14 protein-coding genes are annotated in these 15478 nt (G+C 53.6%); 8 read left to right on the top strand and 6 right to left on the bottom strand.

Annotated features, from left to right (window positions below):
* Positions 1–9: 9 nt before the first annotated feature.
* Positions 10–873: a DODA-type extradiol aromatic ring-opening family dioxygenase gene (locus L2731_RS14305; protein ID WP_249253831.1), complete on the top strand. Its 864-nt coding sequence runs from the start codon at positions 10–12 to the stop codon at positions 871–873.
* Positions 874–1144: 271 nt separating this feature from the next.
* Here the strand turns inward: L2731_RS14305 and L2731_RS14300 are convergent, their stop codons facing one another.
* The 3 genes from L2731_RS14300 to L2731_RS14290 form a co-directional block, all read right to left on the bottom strand.
* Positions 1145–1720, bottom strand: a complete 576-nt coding sequence (locus L2731_RS14300; protein ID WP_249253829.1) for a hypothetical protein — start codon at positions 1718–1720, stop codon at positions 1145–1147.
* Positions 1713–3389 carry a choice-of-anchor X domain-containing protein gene (locus L2731_RS14295; RefSeq protein WP_249253827.1) on the bottom strand — a complete coding sequence of 559 codons (1677 nt, stop codon included), beginning with the start codon at positions 3387–3389 and terminating at the stop codon, positions 1713–1715. The genes L2731_RS14300 and L2731_RS14295 overlap by 8 nt, the downstream gene beginning before the upstream one ends.
* 1026 nt (positions 3390–4415) lie before the next feature.
* Entirely contained in the window at positions 4416–5705 is a 1290-nt protein-coding gene (locus tag L2731_RS14290; protein ID WP_249253825.1) for an alpha/beta fold hydrolase, read from the bottom strand.
* 186 nt (positions 5706–5891) lie between these two features.
* Between L2731_RS14290 and L2731_RS14285 the strand changes: the two genes are divergently transcribed.
* The 7 genes from L2731_RS14285 (at position 5892) to L2731_RS14255 (ending at position 13685) form a co-directional block, all read left to right on the top strand.
* Positions 5892–6536, top strand: a complete 645-nt coding sequence (locus L2731_RS14285; protein WP_239850894.1) for an MBL fold metallo-hydrolase — start codon at positions 5892–5894, stop codon at positions 6534–6536.
* A gap of 176 nt (positions 6537–6712) precedes the next feature.
* Complete coding sequence (locus tag L2731_RS14280; protein WP_249253823.1) at positions 6713–7807, top strand: XdhC family protein; 1095 nt, start codon at positions 6713–6715, stop codon at positions 7805–7807.
* The gene (locus L2731_RS14275; protein ID WP_249253821.1) at positions 7804–8493 is read left to right on the top strand and encodes a nucleotidyltransferase family protein; all 690 of its coding nucleotides are present in this window, start codon (positions 7804–7806) and stop codon (positions 8491–8493) included. The genes L2731_RS14280 and L2731_RS14275 overlap by 4 nt, the downstream gene beginning before the upstream one ends.
* 164 nt (positions 8494–8657) lie before the next feature.
* Positions 8658–9179 (top strand): (2Fe-2S)-binding protein, encoded by a 522-nt coding sequence (locus L2731_RS14270; RefSeq protein WP_249253819.1) that lies wholly within the window; start codon positions 8658–8660, stop codon positions 9177–9179.
* A complete protein-coding gene (locus tag L2731_RS14265) occupies positions 9176–11419 on the top strand; it encodes a xanthine dehydrogenase family protein molybdopterin-binding subunit (protein WP_249253817.1) in 2244 nt (747 codons plus the stop codon). Before L2731_RS14270 ends, L2731_RS14265 begins: the two co-directional genes overlap by 4 nt.
* Positions 11420–11670: 251 nt before the next feature.
* On the top strand, positions 11671–12165 hold the full coding sequence (locus L2731_RS14260; RefSeq protein WP_249253815.1) for a DUF1097 domain-containing protein: 495 nt from the start codon (positions 11671–11673) through the stop codon (positions 12163–12165).
* A gap of 71 nt (positions 12166–12236) precedes the next feature.
* Positions 12237–13685, top strand: coding sequence for a methyl-accepting chemotaxis protein (locus L2731_RS14255; RefSeq protein WP_249253813.1), 1449 nt, complete (start codon positions 12237–12239; stop codon positions 13683–13685).
* A 61-nt stretch (positions 13686–13746) separates the two neighbouring features.
* Here the strand turns inward: L2731_RS14255 and xthA are convergent, their stop codons facing one another.
* The 3 genes from xthA to L2731_RS14240 are packed head-to-tail and all read right to left on the bottom strand — an operon-like array spanning position 13747 to position 15424.
* Positions 13747–14556: an exodeoxyribonuclease III gene (xthA, locus tag L2731_RS14250; RefSeq protein ID WP_249253811.1), complete on the bottom strand. Its 810-nt coding sequence runs from the start codon at positions 14554–14556 to the stop codon at positions 13747–13749.
* A gap of 23 nt (positions 14557–14579) precedes the next feature.
* Positions 14580–14879, bottom strand: a complete 300-nt coding sequence (locus tag L2731_RS14245; protein WP_011866059.1) for a YciI family protein — start codon at positions 14877–14879, stop codon at positions 14580–14582.
* Positions 14879–15424 carry a septation protein A gene (locus tag L2731_RS14240; RefSeq protein WP_041511106.1) on the bottom strand — a complete coding sequence of 182 codons (546 nt, stop codon included), beginning with the start codon at positions 15422–15424 and terminating at the stop codon, positions 14879–14881. The genes L2731_RS14245 and L2731_RS14240 overlap by 1 nt, the downstream gene beginning before the upstream one ends.
* Between the last annotated feature and the right edge of the window lie 54 nt (positions 15425–15478).

Here is a 15478-nt window from a genome sequence, read left to right as displayed (position 1 = left end):
AGCACAAATATGAGTTCAAGACAGATTTCCGTTGAAGTGAGTGAGCAGCTAAAGGCTGCAACCAGTACCGGGCTAATGCCGAGCCTGTTCGTCTCCCACGGCTCGCCCATGTTGGCCCTGGATGACAGCGACAACGCCGCGTTTCTCGCCGAGCTGGGTCAGGTGCTGCCAAGACCCAAGGCGATATTGGTGTTCTCGGCCCACACAGATATGGGCGGCAAGGTGCGTATCGCATCTAGCGAGGCCCCGCGCACAGTGCACGACTTCTACGGCTTTCCCGACGCCCTCTACCAAGTTAACTATCCGGCCCCTGGCGCGCCTAAGCTGGCCGCCGAGGTCGCGGATCTTCTGCAAACCGCCGGGTTTGACGCCGAGTTAGATGAGCAGCTTGGCTGGGATCACGGCCTCTGGACGCCGCTGTGCCGTCTCTATCCCGCGGCGGATATCCCTCTGGTGCTGGTCTCAATCGACAGCCGCCAGGGCGCCAGCTATCACTATCGTCTGGGACAAGCGGTAAAATCCCTGCGCACTGACGGCGTATTGGTGCTGGGCTCGGGTGGCATCAGCCACAACCTGGGCGAGCTGTTTCGCCGCCCCGGCGACCCGCAAAAGGTAGAGAAGATGCAGAGTTTCGTGAATTGGATCGCCGATAAGCTTTCCCAAGGAGATCTGCCAGCGCTGCTGGATGTCGAGCGCCAGGCCCCACACGCCAGCTTTAACCACCCCAGCATAGAACACCTGATGCCCTTCTACGTCGCCCTAGGCGCAGGGCAGGGTGAAGGGTTTAATGAGGCCACCAAGCCGCCACTGCGACTACACCAAAGCGTCGAACTACAAATCCTCGCCCTAGACACCTACGCCTGGCTAGAGTGATTTCCGGGCATATACCTGCCGTAAGTTGTTATTAAATAGAAAAAGCCTTCGAATGAAGGCTTTTGCTTTTTGGCTTGAAACATCTAGCCGTAAAGATTTTTACTTCGCTGATGCTAGCCTTGACCTTCATAGTGTTGAATTGCCTGCGGCAGGCCCCATGTGCAAACACATTTGTGACACGGTAAGTGAAGCCTAGCTTCGTGCATACGAACGAGAGGCATGGATGCCGAACCGGCCATGAGGCTTGGATGGTATCCATAATTTATGCGACTTATTTCTTATGCCAAAAAAAAAATGAGGGATCGGATGACCATGTTCCACTTTTAATATCCAGAGTTCCCCAAAATGATTCTCTAACATACACTGCAAATCGCCCATGCTTTTCTGAATCCCAAGAATCATCAGTTTCTACTTCACTGGGAAATTTATTATTGGCGTAAACACTAATAGTCCAATAATGAGGTCTAAATGGATCAAACAAGCTTCTAGTCCGTGCAACTACACTAAAATCGCTATATAAGACATTGTTGTCATCCAAATACTGTTTCGCCGCGGCAACTATCTTGCTTGGGGGCTGATAGACTCTTTTTTCAACAGGAGATAACACGACAATAGACAACATGCCTATGGCCCCAAAAATCAACATATTCGGCCATTTAGCAGGCCCGAAATACCAAGCGATAAGACCGGATAATATTAGCCAGATAGCAAAGCATATGTAGAGCGGCTCTAAATCCAGCAACATAGGGAAAAAAGAGACACCAGTATCCCCGGGCGCTGCACTGTAAAACAGTGCGGCGCCGAATAATAGCGAACACAACGCCTCTAACATTCTTAACTTAATCAAAATGAATGCTCCACTGTGTTAATGTGCCAAAATTATCTTTCTTTTGATCGCTAACCTTGAGCAAATCACCGTCATAGTCATTTGGGGCTACATGTATATACATGGCTTTTCCAGTAGAAGTGACCTCATCGCCCACCGCAACGGGAATGGCATTCTCGGCCGTTGAACAGCCTCGAAAGTCCCAGCAGGAATATAATTCACTGGTTGCCACATTCCTTTTAGATATAACATTGCCACCCTTTATCAAGGGATACATGGTTAATTGGTTTATTTTCAATGCCGTGTTTGATTGTAGTTTTGCAAAATCAGCTGCAGGGATGGAGAATGTAATTCTGTTGATCCCTTTCTTCAGTTCGATGTCAGGATTGCCATAGACTCCGACATGCTCATTACCGACAGTGGTTATTGTGGCCGAATAGCCAAACTTTGCTGCTGCGGGAAGCGTATCGACCTCAAAGGATACGTCAATCATTTCGATGAAACGCCCATCCACGCTGTCAATGGGCTCGAATGTCACATTACCTAAATAAAGTAAATCGTCTCGTTCCCAGGAATCTTGTTCAAAATATGAAGTAGTGTAAAAATTATCTTTATCTTGAATCCTCAAATAACCATAATCAAGCCAGAAATCTGAAACTGTAAATTTACCTGAATATCCTAGGCTCCTTAGTTTCTCCCCCTTAAACGTTACAAAAATTTTATTATTTGTAGCATCAATTTTGTTCCCTGCAAAAATTTTAGTACCATCTTCGGTCTCTAACGTAACCCTATTGTAATAAAATCCTGTCGATTGAAATGGGCCTGCAGTCTCAAACTCCAATCTGAGTTCATCAATATAACCATCTTTATCTAAGTCGACCAATATCTCATTAACACTGCCGGTAACATATACTTGTTGGAGTATAGATTTAAAGCTTTGGTCAACACTGACTTCAAACCTCTCACCGTTTAAATTAGTACCATTAATTCTGACAAGCACAGTGTACTCCCCCTCAACCTCAGGGATGAAAAAAGCATGATAACTCCCATCACTGGCTTTGAAGTCCATTCCAGAGCCATCATCTACAGCTATAATCTTGCTGACTACAACACCATCTTTCACAAACTCAAAAGAGGCTTTGGCTGTAGCCAGTGGAACGCCATCATCATACAGTTGCACATCGACAGGAAACATATTTCCTACGCTAATTGGCTTTTTATTTGGACCAACCTCGCCAACTGTTAATGCGACATTTATCTTTGATGTAGGGAATTTTATACTGATTGGAATAAGAGTTTGAGAGCCACTCGCCTTTCCTGTAATGGCATAGTTACCTGAGGTAACATTATTGAGCTCTATGATAAGGCTCTTTTCTAACGAAATTAAGTGTTCTTGCGGAGTCAATGGGGTAAAGAATAGAAAGTTACAATTGTAATTTGAAGCATTCTCAGAATTAATGACAACTCCACTCGGCATAATTAACTGAATATTGCTAATATTCGTATCATCAACCATAGAGAACGAAATGACAAACTTTTCAAGAGCAGGTGACATAAATGATGTTGAAAACTCACCATTTATAATCTCGCCAGACTTATTAATCTGTATGCTTTGTGGTATTGAACTAGCACTAAAAGTATTGAGTGCAGCCAAGATACCTAAAAATATACTTAAAATCAGCTTGTTCATTTCAAATTACTCCACCCAACATTCCACCAAGCACATCGTTTATGACTTGTCCATCTGTCCAGACCTGGTGCCAAGATTTCTATAAAGTACGATCGCGTGATTCCGGCTGTTTTCCCAATTAAATAGGGTCAGAGTTAACTTATTGAGGGATTTGATTGGTGCTTGTTGGTTTTTTCATTCCCTGTATGGCGTAGTCGATGTTTGAATCGAGTTGGCCTAGCTCTGTCCTTGACTGGTGATATTTTAGTCTACCTTGTAGTTGGTATTCAACATGCCTCGTCATACTTTAATGCACTTTTTCTTTAAAAATAATAGCTTGTATCTACGAGTAACAGATGAAGCTAAATCGAAGAGACGTTAGATACTGAGTGCAGATACGCAAGTGACCTTCGGTTTCAGGGATGAAACCGTAGAGCGGCCAAGGCCAAAAATGTTCCCTACATTTTTTGGCATTCCCTACATCCATGTAGGTCAGAAGGCGCACAGCGTGTCACAGGCGTATCTGCACATACGTCGTTCTTTCACATCCATGTGATCACGACATTGGTACGTCCTTGTACAGCACCCGCCGGAGCAGGCGTTAGATTGCCATGAAGGTACAACTCCCAACTCACTTAACAGATGAACAGTTACAATTACTTCTCGTAACAAATGAAGCCAAATCGAAGAGACGTTAGATACTTAGTGAAGATACGCCGGTGAGCTTCCGAAACAGGGATGTTTCGGTAGAGCCTAAAGGGATTTATTCACGGCGTCTCACAGGCGTATCTGCACATACGTCGTTCTTTCACATCCATGTGATCACGACATTGGTACGTCCTTGTACAGCACCCGCCGGGCAGGCGTTAGATAGCCATGAAGGTACGACTTTCAAATCATCTCAACAAACGCCATCACCGCCAACGGCTAAAATAATTATGCTAGAAATGCGAAATAGCCTCGATGGACGAATCGCTGGAACGAAACAGGAAATGAGCAAGAGATAGAGCAGGGAAAACGGGGCGAGCGATACGCCCCCGAGAAGATTTACCTAAGTTGTTCCCCTCGATTAATCCCAATCAACCTATCCAAAATATGCTCACCATCCATACGGATGCCATTATGCTCATATTCTGAGGTTAGCCAGTATTTCAGATTACCCACCTGAGCCGCTGTCTCCAGGCTGTAATTCATCTCCACGAACATATCTTCGCTGTAGATGGCCGCGGCGACTGGTACCTGGTTGTCGGCCAGCTTGGCGGGATCGTACAGCATGGGCCAGTCGGCCTTGTCGGCCAGCAGGTGCGCCGCGTGTTTCAGCGGCTTGAGGTTGGTGAACTGGTCGAAGAACCAGGGGTAGACCATCTCGCCGGTAAACAGGAAGGGCTTGTCGGCTTGATAGTTAAACTCGTTATAAGTCTGTCTTACCCTATGGGCCGCCCAGCTCGAGGCGTCTTGCTGGCAATAGATGCTCTCGTGCAGTAGGGCGAAGATGGGGTTGGTGTTAAAGTCCAGCAGCTGGCAGAAGTGAGCCAAAAACAGTGGGTTGACCTGAGTGCCCTGGGTCGTCTCTATCAGGGCCTGTTCCAGCAGGTAATAGACAGGCTCGCCGCCTTGCTCCATGCCTATGTTGATCCCAAGTAGTTGCAGCATCTCCACCGTGAGACGCTCGCCAGTGGCGATGCGCACCTCGTTCTGTTGCAGGTAGGCGGCCAGGCGTTTAACCAGTGCTTGCGCGTCTGGGAAACGGGCGAAGAAGTCCTGGTTCTTGGCCAGCACTCGCTTGTAGGTGGCCTGATAGACCTCATCGGCGCTGCGGGTCAGCGAAGGGATGCCGCCCGTGATATAGGCTTCATGCAGGCCATGGGGCGTATCGTTTAGGTATTTCAGCACGCAGAAGCCGCCGAAGCTTTGACCGAGTATGCTCCACTTTTCATCACCTATCAGCTGCGCGCGAATAAGCTCGGCATCCTGGATGATGCTGTCGGCGCGAAAATGGCTGAGGTAGTCGGCCTGGGCTTGTGAGTCCAGATGGGCCAGTGAGGCATAGTTGATCGGGCTCGACAGGCCGGTGCCGCGCTGATCCAGCAGCAAGACGCGATATTCCTGCAGGGCGCGCTTTATCCAGCCGCCGTTGGCCGCGGGTCTGATGGCGCCAAAGCCCGGACCACCCTGGAAGTAGACCAGATAAGGCAGATTGCTATCTGTGTGTTCAGGCGCCACTAACTCCCGGGCGAAGACTGTGATGCACTCGCCATCTGGGGCTTGGTGATCCAATGGCAGCGAAAAAAAGTGTTTGCGGCAATGGATGCCGGCGAGGCGTTGTAGATCGGACATGATGAGCCTTTAATTGATTCTTGTTGGTAATGCTTTTTGATGAATAAATGTGCGCTAATGTCAGGCAATAGGGTACTAAATGACGCGGATAGGTTATCCTAGATCAATCTTTTTGTCAGTGCCGTTAGAGAATCCCAACCCGATGATTTAACCTATGCCGGGGTGGATGAAAGTGGAAAGAATAAGATGAAGTATCAAATTGTGCCTGTGACGCCATTTCAGCAAAATTGCAGCATCATCTGGTGTGAAAAAACCAAACAGGCGGCCGTGGTCGACCCGGGTGGCGACATAGAGCGGATCCAGCAGCAGCTGACGCACCATGGCCTGACCCTGGAGAAAATACTGCTGACCCATGGGCATATCGACCATGTGGGTGGCGCCAAGGCGCTGGCGGATGCCGCGGGCGTGCCCATTATTGGCCCCCATAAGGATGATGCATTTTGGCTCGAGACCCTGCCGCAACAGAGCAAGCACTTTGGTTTCATGCCGGTCGCCGCTTTTGCGCCTGCTCAGTATCTTTGCTCGGGCGATCGCGTCACCGTGGGCGAGCAGACCTTAGAGGTGCTGCATTGCCCCGGCCATACGCCGGGCCATATCGTGTTTTATAGTGCGGCCGACAAGTTGGCCTGGGTGGGTGATGTGCTGTTTAAGGGCTCTATCGGCCGCACCGATTTCCCCCAGTCGAGTCATACGGATCTGATAAACTCTATCACCCAGGTGCTCTGGCCTTTGGGGCGTGAGGTGAGCTTTATTCCCGGTCATGGGCCTATCTCGACCTTCGGCGCCGAGCGTCAGCAAAACCCCTTCGTGGCGGATCAACTGTTGAACTGATCTCACTAACTGATCTTGATAATCAGGATTCTAAATACTTGTTTTAAGACGGCGGTTCATTCGAATCGCCGTTTTTTCATTGTGAAATCTTTTGCAACGCTTTGAGTCTGTTTTTTATTTCTGTGTCTGCTAGGTTAAGGCATTAGTCCTTAATTTTGCCTAAGAGACACAGGGATATGTCACATCACATCGAAGATCTGCTCAACGCCTGGTCGGCGGCGCCCCAAGATGATTGGGTGCTGGCCGTGGTGACCCATGTGGAGGGGTCGGCCTATCGCAAGGTGGGCGCCATGATGCTGATCCACGGTATGGGTAAAAGTGTCGGCCTGGTGAGCGGCGGCTGCCTGGAGGCCGACCTGCGCCGCCGGGCCCAGAAGGTGATCCAGACGGGGCAGGCCGCCAGCGTCTGTTACGATGCGACCGACGAGGCCGATGCCAGCTATCAGCTGGGCTGTGGCGGACTCGTTCATCTCATGCTGGTGCCCCTGTGCGCCGCCAATCACTATCTGCACTTTCAGGCGCTCAAGGCCGCGCTCGCCAGCCAGGGGCGATGCCATTATCAGCTAGATCTTGTCGATGCTTCGCTGTCGCTCGATTCGACTAGCGTCGCTGGCTCCTCTGATTCAGTTGGTGCCATGGTGTGGTGCAGCCAGCAGGCCCTGGATGATGCCAAGGCGGGCTGGCAACTGAGCGACTTTCCCCGCCCGGGCATCATACAGGGCCAGTCAGTGCCAGGTGAGTCGGTGCAAGGTAAGTCTGCGAGTTTAGTCGTTCCCCTGCGCGAACGGCATCGTATCGCCATCTTCGGCGGCGGCCTGGATGCCCAGCCCGTGTGTCAAATTGCCCAGCAGCTGGGTTGGCGAGTGGATGTGGTCGACCGTCGCACCAGTTATGCCAGGGAGTATGACTTTGTCGGCGCCAACATCATCAAGCTGCCGGTTAATGAGCTGCCACAGAATTTCTGGACCCGCCTTGATGGCGCCATCGTTATGCAACATAACCTGGAGCTGGACGCCCAGGCCCTGGCGGCAATTCATCAACACGCCCGGGAGCTTAGCTACCTGGCACTGCTGGGCCCTGGCCATAGGCGTGACAGGGTGCTGGCCCTTGCCGGGCTAGAGGTCGCAAGCTTTGGCGCCTATTTCTCGGCGCCGGCCGGCCTGGCGTTAGGGGGCGAGCTGCCATCCTCGATAGCCCTCTCCATATTGTCCGAATGTCACGGCGTGCTGCACGGCGCCAAGCGGGTCGCCCTCAAAGAGGTGATGGCATGAAGCCTGATACCTGCATCGAAGGCAAGGTGATGATCGCCCTGCTGGCCGCCGGTGAGAGTCGTCGTTTCGGCGGGGTGAAGCTGGCGCAATCTCTGTCTAGTGAAGCCAATGAACTGGCATGCGAACAGGCGGGTGCCAGTTTAATCAGCCAGCCCACTGAGACACTTATCGGCCATCAGTACCAAGCACTGCATGAGGTTGCAAACAGGCTTGGCGCCACTCTGGTAGTGGTCACCGGCGCCCATCATCAAGCGATCGCTAGCTGCCTGCCGCCCTCGGCAACCTTGCTGCATAACCCAGACTGGCAAGGGGGGCTTGGACACTCGATTGCCGCCGCAGCCCGGGAGGCCAAGGCGCGCCGGGCCGAGACGCTGCTGATCGCCCTTGGGGATCAGGTGAAGCTAGGTACTGAGGATTACCTCGGGCTGTTTCGCGCCCGCGCCCGGGCAAACACCCGGGTTTGTGCCTATTATGAGTTAACTCTGGGGGCGCCGGCACTGTTTCATTATGACGATTTTGAGGCGCTGTCGAGTCTTAGCGGCGATCGCGGCGCCAAGGCCCTCTTGTCCCGGCGCTACCAGGAGGGCAACCTCATCGCCATGGCGATGGAGAATGCCAGCGTCGATATCGATACCCGATCTCAGCTAATGGCGTATTTGGCGAGGAGCAAGGCGGGCGCCCAATGACACAACCGACTCGAATTAATTAGATACTCGCTAAGTCGATTAAAGTTAAACCAAGCAAAGCTAAATCAAATAAAAGCGAAAACAAAACAAGCTGTTCAAATTAAAACTATTCAAATTAAAGCAAGGCCGTTAACCATAGCCTATTGGTCAACAAGGAGAAACTGATGTCCCAATCGAAACTCGGACTCAAGATAAACGGAAAAGATTACACCTTAGATGCCGATCCCAATATGCCAGTGCTCTGGGCCATCAGAGATCTCCTGGGGCTGACTGGCACCAAATATGGCTGCGGGGCCGGCCTCTGTGGCGCCTGTACCATACATGTCGATGGTGAGCCCGCCAGGGCCTGTCTGACCAGCCTAAAGCAGGTGCAGGGCAAGCAGGTGACCACTATCGAGGGGCTCAAGGCCGATGGCCTCAAGCAGGCCTGGCGCGACAATAATGTGCCCCAGTGCGGCTACTGTCAGGCGGGGCAGTTGATGTCGGCGGCGGCGCTGCTGAGTCAATATCCTCAGCCAAACGATGCTCAGATAGAGGAGGCCATGGTGGGCAACCTGTGTCGCTGCGGCACCTATACCCGCATCAAGGCGGCGATCAAACAGGCGAGTGGCGCCGCGGCTCAACTTGACCTGAGCGAAAGGGAGCTGAGTGCAAGGGATCTGAGTGCAAGGGAGGTCGAGGCATGAGTCAGTTCAGCGCGGTACAAAATTTCAGTCGCCGGGATGTGTTAAAGCTGTTCGGCGCGGCCGGTGGCGGTCTGGCCCTGGGAGCCAGTGGCCTAGCCTGGAGCCCGATGGCGCTGGCGCAAAACGGCGAGGCGCGCCTTAACCTGTTTATCGCCATCGGCGAGGATGACAGGGTCTACCTTACCTGTCACCGCTCCGAGATGGGGCAGGGGATCCGCACCGGCATCCCTCAGGTGCTGGCGGACGAGCTGGGCGCCGATTGGGACAAGGTCGTGGTGGTGCAGGGGCTGGCCGACAAACGTTACGGCAGTCAGAACACCGATGGTTCCCGCAGTATACGCAAGGGGTTCGACAAGATGCGCGAGATGGGCGCCATGGCCCGTACCATGCTGGAGCAGGCCGCGGCCGAGCGGCTCAAGGTGCCGGTAGCCGAACTGAGCACGGCCAACAACAAGGTCACTCACTCGGCCTCTGGCCGCAGCCTCAGCTTCGGTGAGCTGGCCATGGCGGCGGCCAAGTTGCCGCTGCCCGAGGTGACCGGCCTTAAACTCAAGTCCGCCAAGGCCTTTACCCATATCGGCAAGGGCCACACCATAGTGGATATGGAGGCGATTTTAGACGGCAGCGCCGAGTATGGTTACGACATTCAACTGGAAAACATGCTCTATGCCAGCATAGTGCGCCCGCCGGTGCTCGGTAGCAAGGTGAACAAGCTCGATGATAAGGCGGCACGCGCCGTCGCCGGTGTGGTGGATGTTATTACCCTGCCGGGACATCAGGGCGCGCCAAGCTTTCAGCCGCTGGGCGGCGTGGCCGTGCTGGCCACTAACTCCTGGAGTGCGGCCCAGGGGCGTAAGGCGCTTAAGATTAGCTGGAGTGACTCGCCAAACCATGGGCACGATTCCAGCGCCTATCTGGCGCAGCTGAAGCGCGCGGTGCAGAAGAGTGGCAAGCCCGTCAGGCAGCTCGGCGAGCAGAGCCAGAGCTGGCCGGCGGATAAGACCATAGAGGCGGTCTACAGCGTGCCCTATCTGGCCCACGCCATGATGGAGCCACCAGTGGCGGCCGCCAGTGTGACCGATGGCGGCGCCGAGATCTGGGCCTCGACCCAGACGCCTCAGAGTGCCCAGGGAAATGTGGCTGCAGCTTTGGGACTGAAGGCCGAACAGGTGACTGTGCATGTGACCCTGCTGGGGGGCGGCTTTGGTCGTAAGTCTAAGCCAGATTTCTGCGTCGAGGCGGCGCTGCTGTCTCGCCAAGCGGGCCAGCCGATCAAGGTGTGCTGGAGCCGGGAAGATGAGCTGCAAAATGGTTACCTGCACGCCATCAGTGCCCAGTATTTCAAGGCCAGGATGGGCGACAAGGGGGTCGAGGCCATGTTGCAGCGCACCGGCTTCCCCAGTATCAGTTCGACCTTCGCCGAGGGGGTAGATGAACCCAGCGCCTCCGAGCTGGATCTGGGTTTCGTCGATGTGCCACTGGCGATCGACAGCCTGCGCTGCGAGTCGGTGAAGGCCAGCGCCCATACCCGTATCGGCTGGATGCGCTCGGTGTGCAACATTCAACATGGCTTCGGCATCGGGGTGTTTGTCGATGAGCTGGCGAGCAAACGCGGCCTGGATACCTTTACCATGTGGCGCGAGCTATTAGGCAAGGACAGACAAGAGACCTTTAGCGATCAAAAGTTTAACTACGGCAACTATGGTGAGACCCTGGCCCGTCACCCAGTGGACACCGCCCGTTATAAAGGGGTGATCTCAGCGGTGGAGCAGAAGGTGAAGCAGCTGCCTAAGCCCAAGGCGGGACAAGGCTGGGGCTTCGCGGTGCATCGCAGCTTTACCGCCTATGTGGCGGCTGCAAGCCTGGTGGAGGTGAGCGAGGATAAGCAGCTTAAGGTGCTCAAGACGATTATCGCCATCGACGCCGGTACCCTGGTCAATCCCGACCGGGTGGCCTCTCAGCTCGAAGGCGCCGTGATGTTTGGCCTCAGTATCGCCCTGATGGGGCGCATTAGCTTTAAGGATGGCCGGGTGGAGCAGTCTAATTTTCATGACTATCCGCTGCTGCGACTGAGTCAATGCCCCGAGATAGAGACCATCTTAGTGCCATCTATGGCGCCGCCCGCCGGGGTGGGCGAGCCGGGTGTGCCGCCCATCGCGCCCAGTATCGTCAACGCTATCTTTGCGGCCAGTGGCACGCGCATTCGCGATCTGCCTCTGAGCGATTATTTCAAGATCTAGTCGCTACCTTTAGATACGCTTTAAACCATTAGAGCCAGTCGTTATATCGACTGGCTTTTTTATCACCACGCTCATGCCTTTGCTATTTTTATTCCATTACTAAGCATTATTTTGTTCTTTTACTACAAATATTGGCGGTGTTTCAATTTAATAACATTTAATCCGGTTTATTTGGCCTAGATCCTGTTTTTGTCATTCGTTTTGGAGTAATTTAACCAAAAATAATATTCCAATGTAATGAGGGGTCATACATGGAAAATCGTATGCAGGTCGCATTATCTGCAGGGCTGCTTGCTGCCGTTTGGGCAGGGGTCGCCGATGCATTTCACTTAGTCACTTGGGTTGGCTTTCTCGCATGTAGCACCTTCTTCGCTCAGCCAAAGGCGGGTTTTCAAGGGGTGTTAATGACTTGGTTCACTAATCTCTCCGGCGTGTTCTGGGCCTGGGTGGTGATCTCAGGTGGTAGCTATTTCGATACGCCGCTCGTGGGTTATCTGCTGACGGGTATCGTCACCAGCCTGATGTGTCTGCAAGCCAGCTATCAGCGACTCGCCTTTATTCCTGGCGCCTTCATCGGCTGCTGCATCACCTTCGCCCTGGGCGGCGATCTGGCGGCCATCCTGCCGCCGCTGGTTATCGGCGCGCTCCTGGGTTATGCCATGACGCTACTGACGGGGCAGATGGTGGCCTTTACCGCTAAGACCATACCCGCCATAAAGTTACGTCTAATCAAGGCTCAACAATAAAAATTGTGCTTAACTTGATTCTGTAGGTCGAAAGAAATTGTCAATTTAGCCTGATAAACAAGTGGGTTTCCATGAAAGCTATCCAGTTTAGAAAGATAGATGCCTTGCTGATCAAACTCAGCCTTAACGGTAAATTTTGGGTGGTCTGCTCTATGGTGACGGCCATTACCCTGACCATCGCCTTGCTGAACCTTAATGCCGCTAACAACCAACTTCACGCCGGTTCGGCGGCCCGGGTACAGGCGAGCGTCGATGCCTATGCCAAGGTGGCGAGCCAGATGGGCTTAAGTGGTGAGGCGCTGGTGCGTTTTGCCCAGGATAATGGCCTGACGCTGGCATCTCGCGATGAGCAGTCGCGCCGCGGTGACAACGTGACCGCCAGCGCGCCGGTTGCGGGTCAATATCTGCAGCTGAGCCAGGATGTCACCGCCTGGGAGGCCGAAGGCAAGAGCGATGCCTGGTGGATGCTGTGGGTCGCCCTTATCGCCCTCTATCCGCTATATCAGCTAAGTTACTGGATCTCCACCTCCCTGGGCGGCGGCCTGTGGGACATGTATATCGCCATCAAGCGCTTAGCCGATGGCGATCTCTCCTTCAGGCTCAATTTCTTCGGTAAGGATGACTTTAGCCTTATCGCCAGGGAGATCGACCGAAACGCCGACAACATGAGCGAGATGGTCAAGGCCATAGGCAACAACGCCAGAACGCTCGCCAACGCCTCCGATGAATTTAATCTGCAGGCGAAACAGAACGATGAGCTGGCGCAGTTCCAGCATCAGTTCCTCGATACCGTCGCCGTGGCGATGGATCAGATGACCGCCGCGATCGAAGAGGTGTCCCATAACGCGGCCAACACCTCAGATCACACCAAGCATAATGCGACGGCCGCTGCCGACAGTAAGCAGCGTATCGCCGAGGCGGTGCGCCGTATCGGCCAGTTGACTGGCCAGATAGATGCGGCCTCCAGCGCGGTGGATCAGCTGTCGGGCAACGCCACAGAGATTGGCGCCGTGGTGACCACCATCAACGGTATTTCCGAGCAGACCAACCTGCTGGCGCTGAATGCGGCCATCGAGGCGGCGCGTGCCGGTGAGCAGGGCCGTGGCTTTGCCGTGGTGGCCGACGAGGTTCGTACCCTGGCGGGACGCACCCAGCAGGCGACGGTGGAGATACAGTCGATGATCGAGGGGCTGCAGTCGGGCTCGGGTCAGCTGGCGGATATTACCCATGAGATCGTCGAGCAGGCCGAGCTTGGTCGTGCGGCCATAGAGTCTGTGGGCAGCGATGTGGATACCATGGCCGATTCTATCGATCAGGTGTTCGACATGAGCTCGCAGATCGCCGCCTCGGCTGAGGAGCAGAGCGTGTCGGCGCGGGATATCGCCTCGCAGCTCAATGAGATCCGCGATCAGTCGCAAACCATCAAGGAGACCGCCGAGCGTTCTGTGGTCTTGGCGAGCGAGCTGCAGCAATCTTCCACTGAGCTGGATGGCATTCTGTCGCAATACCGCTTGCAGTAGTTAAAGGCTGCGATACCCAATAAAAAAGGCGCTCGTGGCGCCTTTTTTATTGCTGACTGAATTAGTCTTGGAAGCTGCTCCAGATGGGCGCATGATCCGACGGTTTCTCGATACCGCGCAGATCATAGTCTACATCAGATTCGGTCAGGCGCTCCGCCAGAGAGGGGGTCGCCAGGATCACGTCGATGCGCAGGCCACGGTTGTCATCGAAGCCCTTGCTGCGATAGTCGAACCAGGAGTAGCGCTCGCTGCGTGCCGGATGCAGCTGACGGAAGGTGTCAATCAGCCCCCAGTCCAGCAGGGTTTGCAGCCACTCACGCTCTTCGGGCTGGAAGCTGCACTTGCCTGTTTTCAACCAACGCTTGGCGTTGGCCTCGCCGATGCCGATATCCAGATCGATAGGCGAGATGTTGATGTCGCCTATGATGGCGATATCTTCATCCGGGCTGTGATGCTGCTGCAGATACTGCATCAGATCCTGGTAGAACTTGCGCTTGGCCGGGTACTTGGTCTCATGGCTGATGTTCTCGCCCTGGGGAAAGTAGCCGTTAAGTACCGTCAGTTGACGGCCGTTGGCCTGGGTAAAGGTGCCCATGATCATTCGGCGCTGCGCCTCCTCATCATCTGTGGGGAAACCTTTTTGAATCTTGACCGGGGCCTGCTTAGAGAGCATGGCGACGCCATAGTGGGCCTTGCCGCCATGGTAGTGCACCTGATAGCCCATGGCCTCCACTTCGGCCAGCGGAAAGGCCTCGTCGTGCACCTTGGTCTCCTGCAGGCCAATGATATCCGGGCTGTGAGTGTCGATCAGCGCCTGTAGCTGATGCAGTCTGGCCCTGAGACCATTGATGTTAAATGAAACAATTTTCAAGAGCTTGCTTCCTAATATTGATGTTAAGGGAGTACGCGCTTAAAGGGTTTTACGATGACGCTCTGGTAGACGCCAGCAGCCACGTATGGGTCTTGGTCTGCCCAGGCCTGGGCCGCTTCCAGTGAGTCGAACTCGGCAACGACTAGTGAGCCGGTGAAGCCCGCTTCACCCGGGTTGTCGCTGTCGATGGCTGGGTGTGGACCGGCGATCATCAGACGACCCTCGTCAGAGAGCTCCTGCAGGCGTGCCAGGTGGTCAGGACGGGCTTGAAGGCGTTTTTCTAAGCTGTTTTCAACATCTTGAGATGAGATCATGTACCACATTATTTGAGTTCCTTTTTATGTTCTTCAGGCATATGTTTGTAGAGGTAAACCACAGTGACTACTGTGTTGATCAGTGTCAGAGCCGTCAGGCCAAACACCTTGAAATTGACCCAGGTTTCCTGAGACAGGTTAAAGGCGACATAGATGTTCACCAGACCGCAGGCAAGGAAGAAGGTGACCCAGTACCAGGTGACCCGAGACCAGATCTTGTCGTCGACAATCAGTTCCTTACCCAACATCCCCTTGAGGATAGGCTTATTCAGATATTGACTCACGGCCAGCGCGGTGGCGAACAGGGCATAGACCACTGTCACTTTCCATTTGATAAAGGCGTCGTCATGCAAGACTAAGGTGAGGGTGCCGAAGAAGCTCACCATGGCAAAGGTGATCAGGTGCATCTTCTCTATCTTCTTATAGAGGAGATAGGTGACGATCAACTGCAGTGCGGTGGCAGCTATCAGGGCGCCGCTGGCGATATAGATGTCGAAAAACTTATAGACGGCGAAAAAGATCACCAGAGGGAGAAAGTCGAGCAGTTGTTTCATGTAGGCAAGTTCACCAAACAAGGAAGAAAGATGGCTGGCAGTGTAACATGCCTC

Source organism: Shewanella aquimarina, from assembly GCF_023349185.1.
In the GTDB taxonomy this organism is placed as follows: domain Bacteria; phylum Pseudomonadota; class Gammaproteobacteria; order Enterobacterales; family Shewanellaceae; genus Shewanella; species Shewanella aquimarina.
This window is presented reverse-complemented; position numbering and strand designations above follow the sequence as displayed.

What these genes read in the sequence shown, in the direction of transcription:
- L2731_RS14265 (WP_249253817.1), top strand. Translation starts at nt 9,176, where the DNA reads ATGAGTCAGTTCAGCGCGGTACAAAATTTCAGTCGCCGGGATGTGTTA.
- L2731_RS14280 (WP_249253823.1), top strand. Translation starts at nt 6,713, where the DNA reads ATGTCACATCACATCGAAGATCTGCTCAACGCCTGGTCGGCGGCGCCC.
- L2731_RS14270 (WP_249253819.1), top strand. Translation starts at nt 8,658, where the DNA reads ATGTCCCAATCGAAACTCGGACTCAAGATAAACGGAAAAGATTACACC.
- L2731_RS14275 (WP_249253821.1), top strand. Translation starts at nt 7,804, where the DNA reads ATGAAGCCTGATACCTGCATCGAAGGCAAGGTGATGATCGCCCTGCTG.
- L2731_RS14290 (WP_249253825.1), bottom strand. Translation starts at nt 5,705, where the DNA reads ATGTCCGATCTACAACGCCTCGCCGGCATCCATTGCCGCAAACACTTT.
- L2731_RS14260 (WP_249253815.1), top strand. Translation starts at nt 11,671, where the DNA reads ATGGAAAATCGTATGCAGGTCGCATTATCTGCAGGGCTGCTTGCTGCC.
- L2731_RS14255 (WP_249253813.1), top strand. Translation starts at nt 12,237, where the DNA reads ATGAAAGCTATCCAGTTTAGAAAGATAGATGCCTTGCTGATCAAACTC.
- L2731_RS14295 (WP_249253827.1), bottom strand. Translation starts at nt 3,389, where the DNA reads ATGAACAAGCTGATTTTAAGTATATTTTTAGGTATCTTGGCTGCACTC.
- L2731_RS14245 (WP_011866059.1), bottom strand. Translation starts at nt 14,879, where the DNA reads ATGTGGTACATGATCTCATCTCAAGATGTTGAAAACAGCTTAGAAAAA.
- L2731_RS14240 (WP_041511106.1), bottom strand. Translation starts at nt 15,424, where the DNA reads ATGAAACAACTGCTCGACTTTCTCCCTCTGGTGATCTTTTTCGCCGTC.
- L2731_RS14285 (WP_239850894.1), top strand. Translation starts at nt 5,892, where the DNA reads ATGAAGTATCAAATTGTGCCTGTGACGCCATTTCAGCAAAATTGCAGC.
- L2731_RS14305 (WP_249253831.1), top strand. Translation starts at nt 10, where the DNA reads ATGAGTTCAAGACAGATTTCCGTTGAAGTGAGTGAGCAGCTAAAGGCT.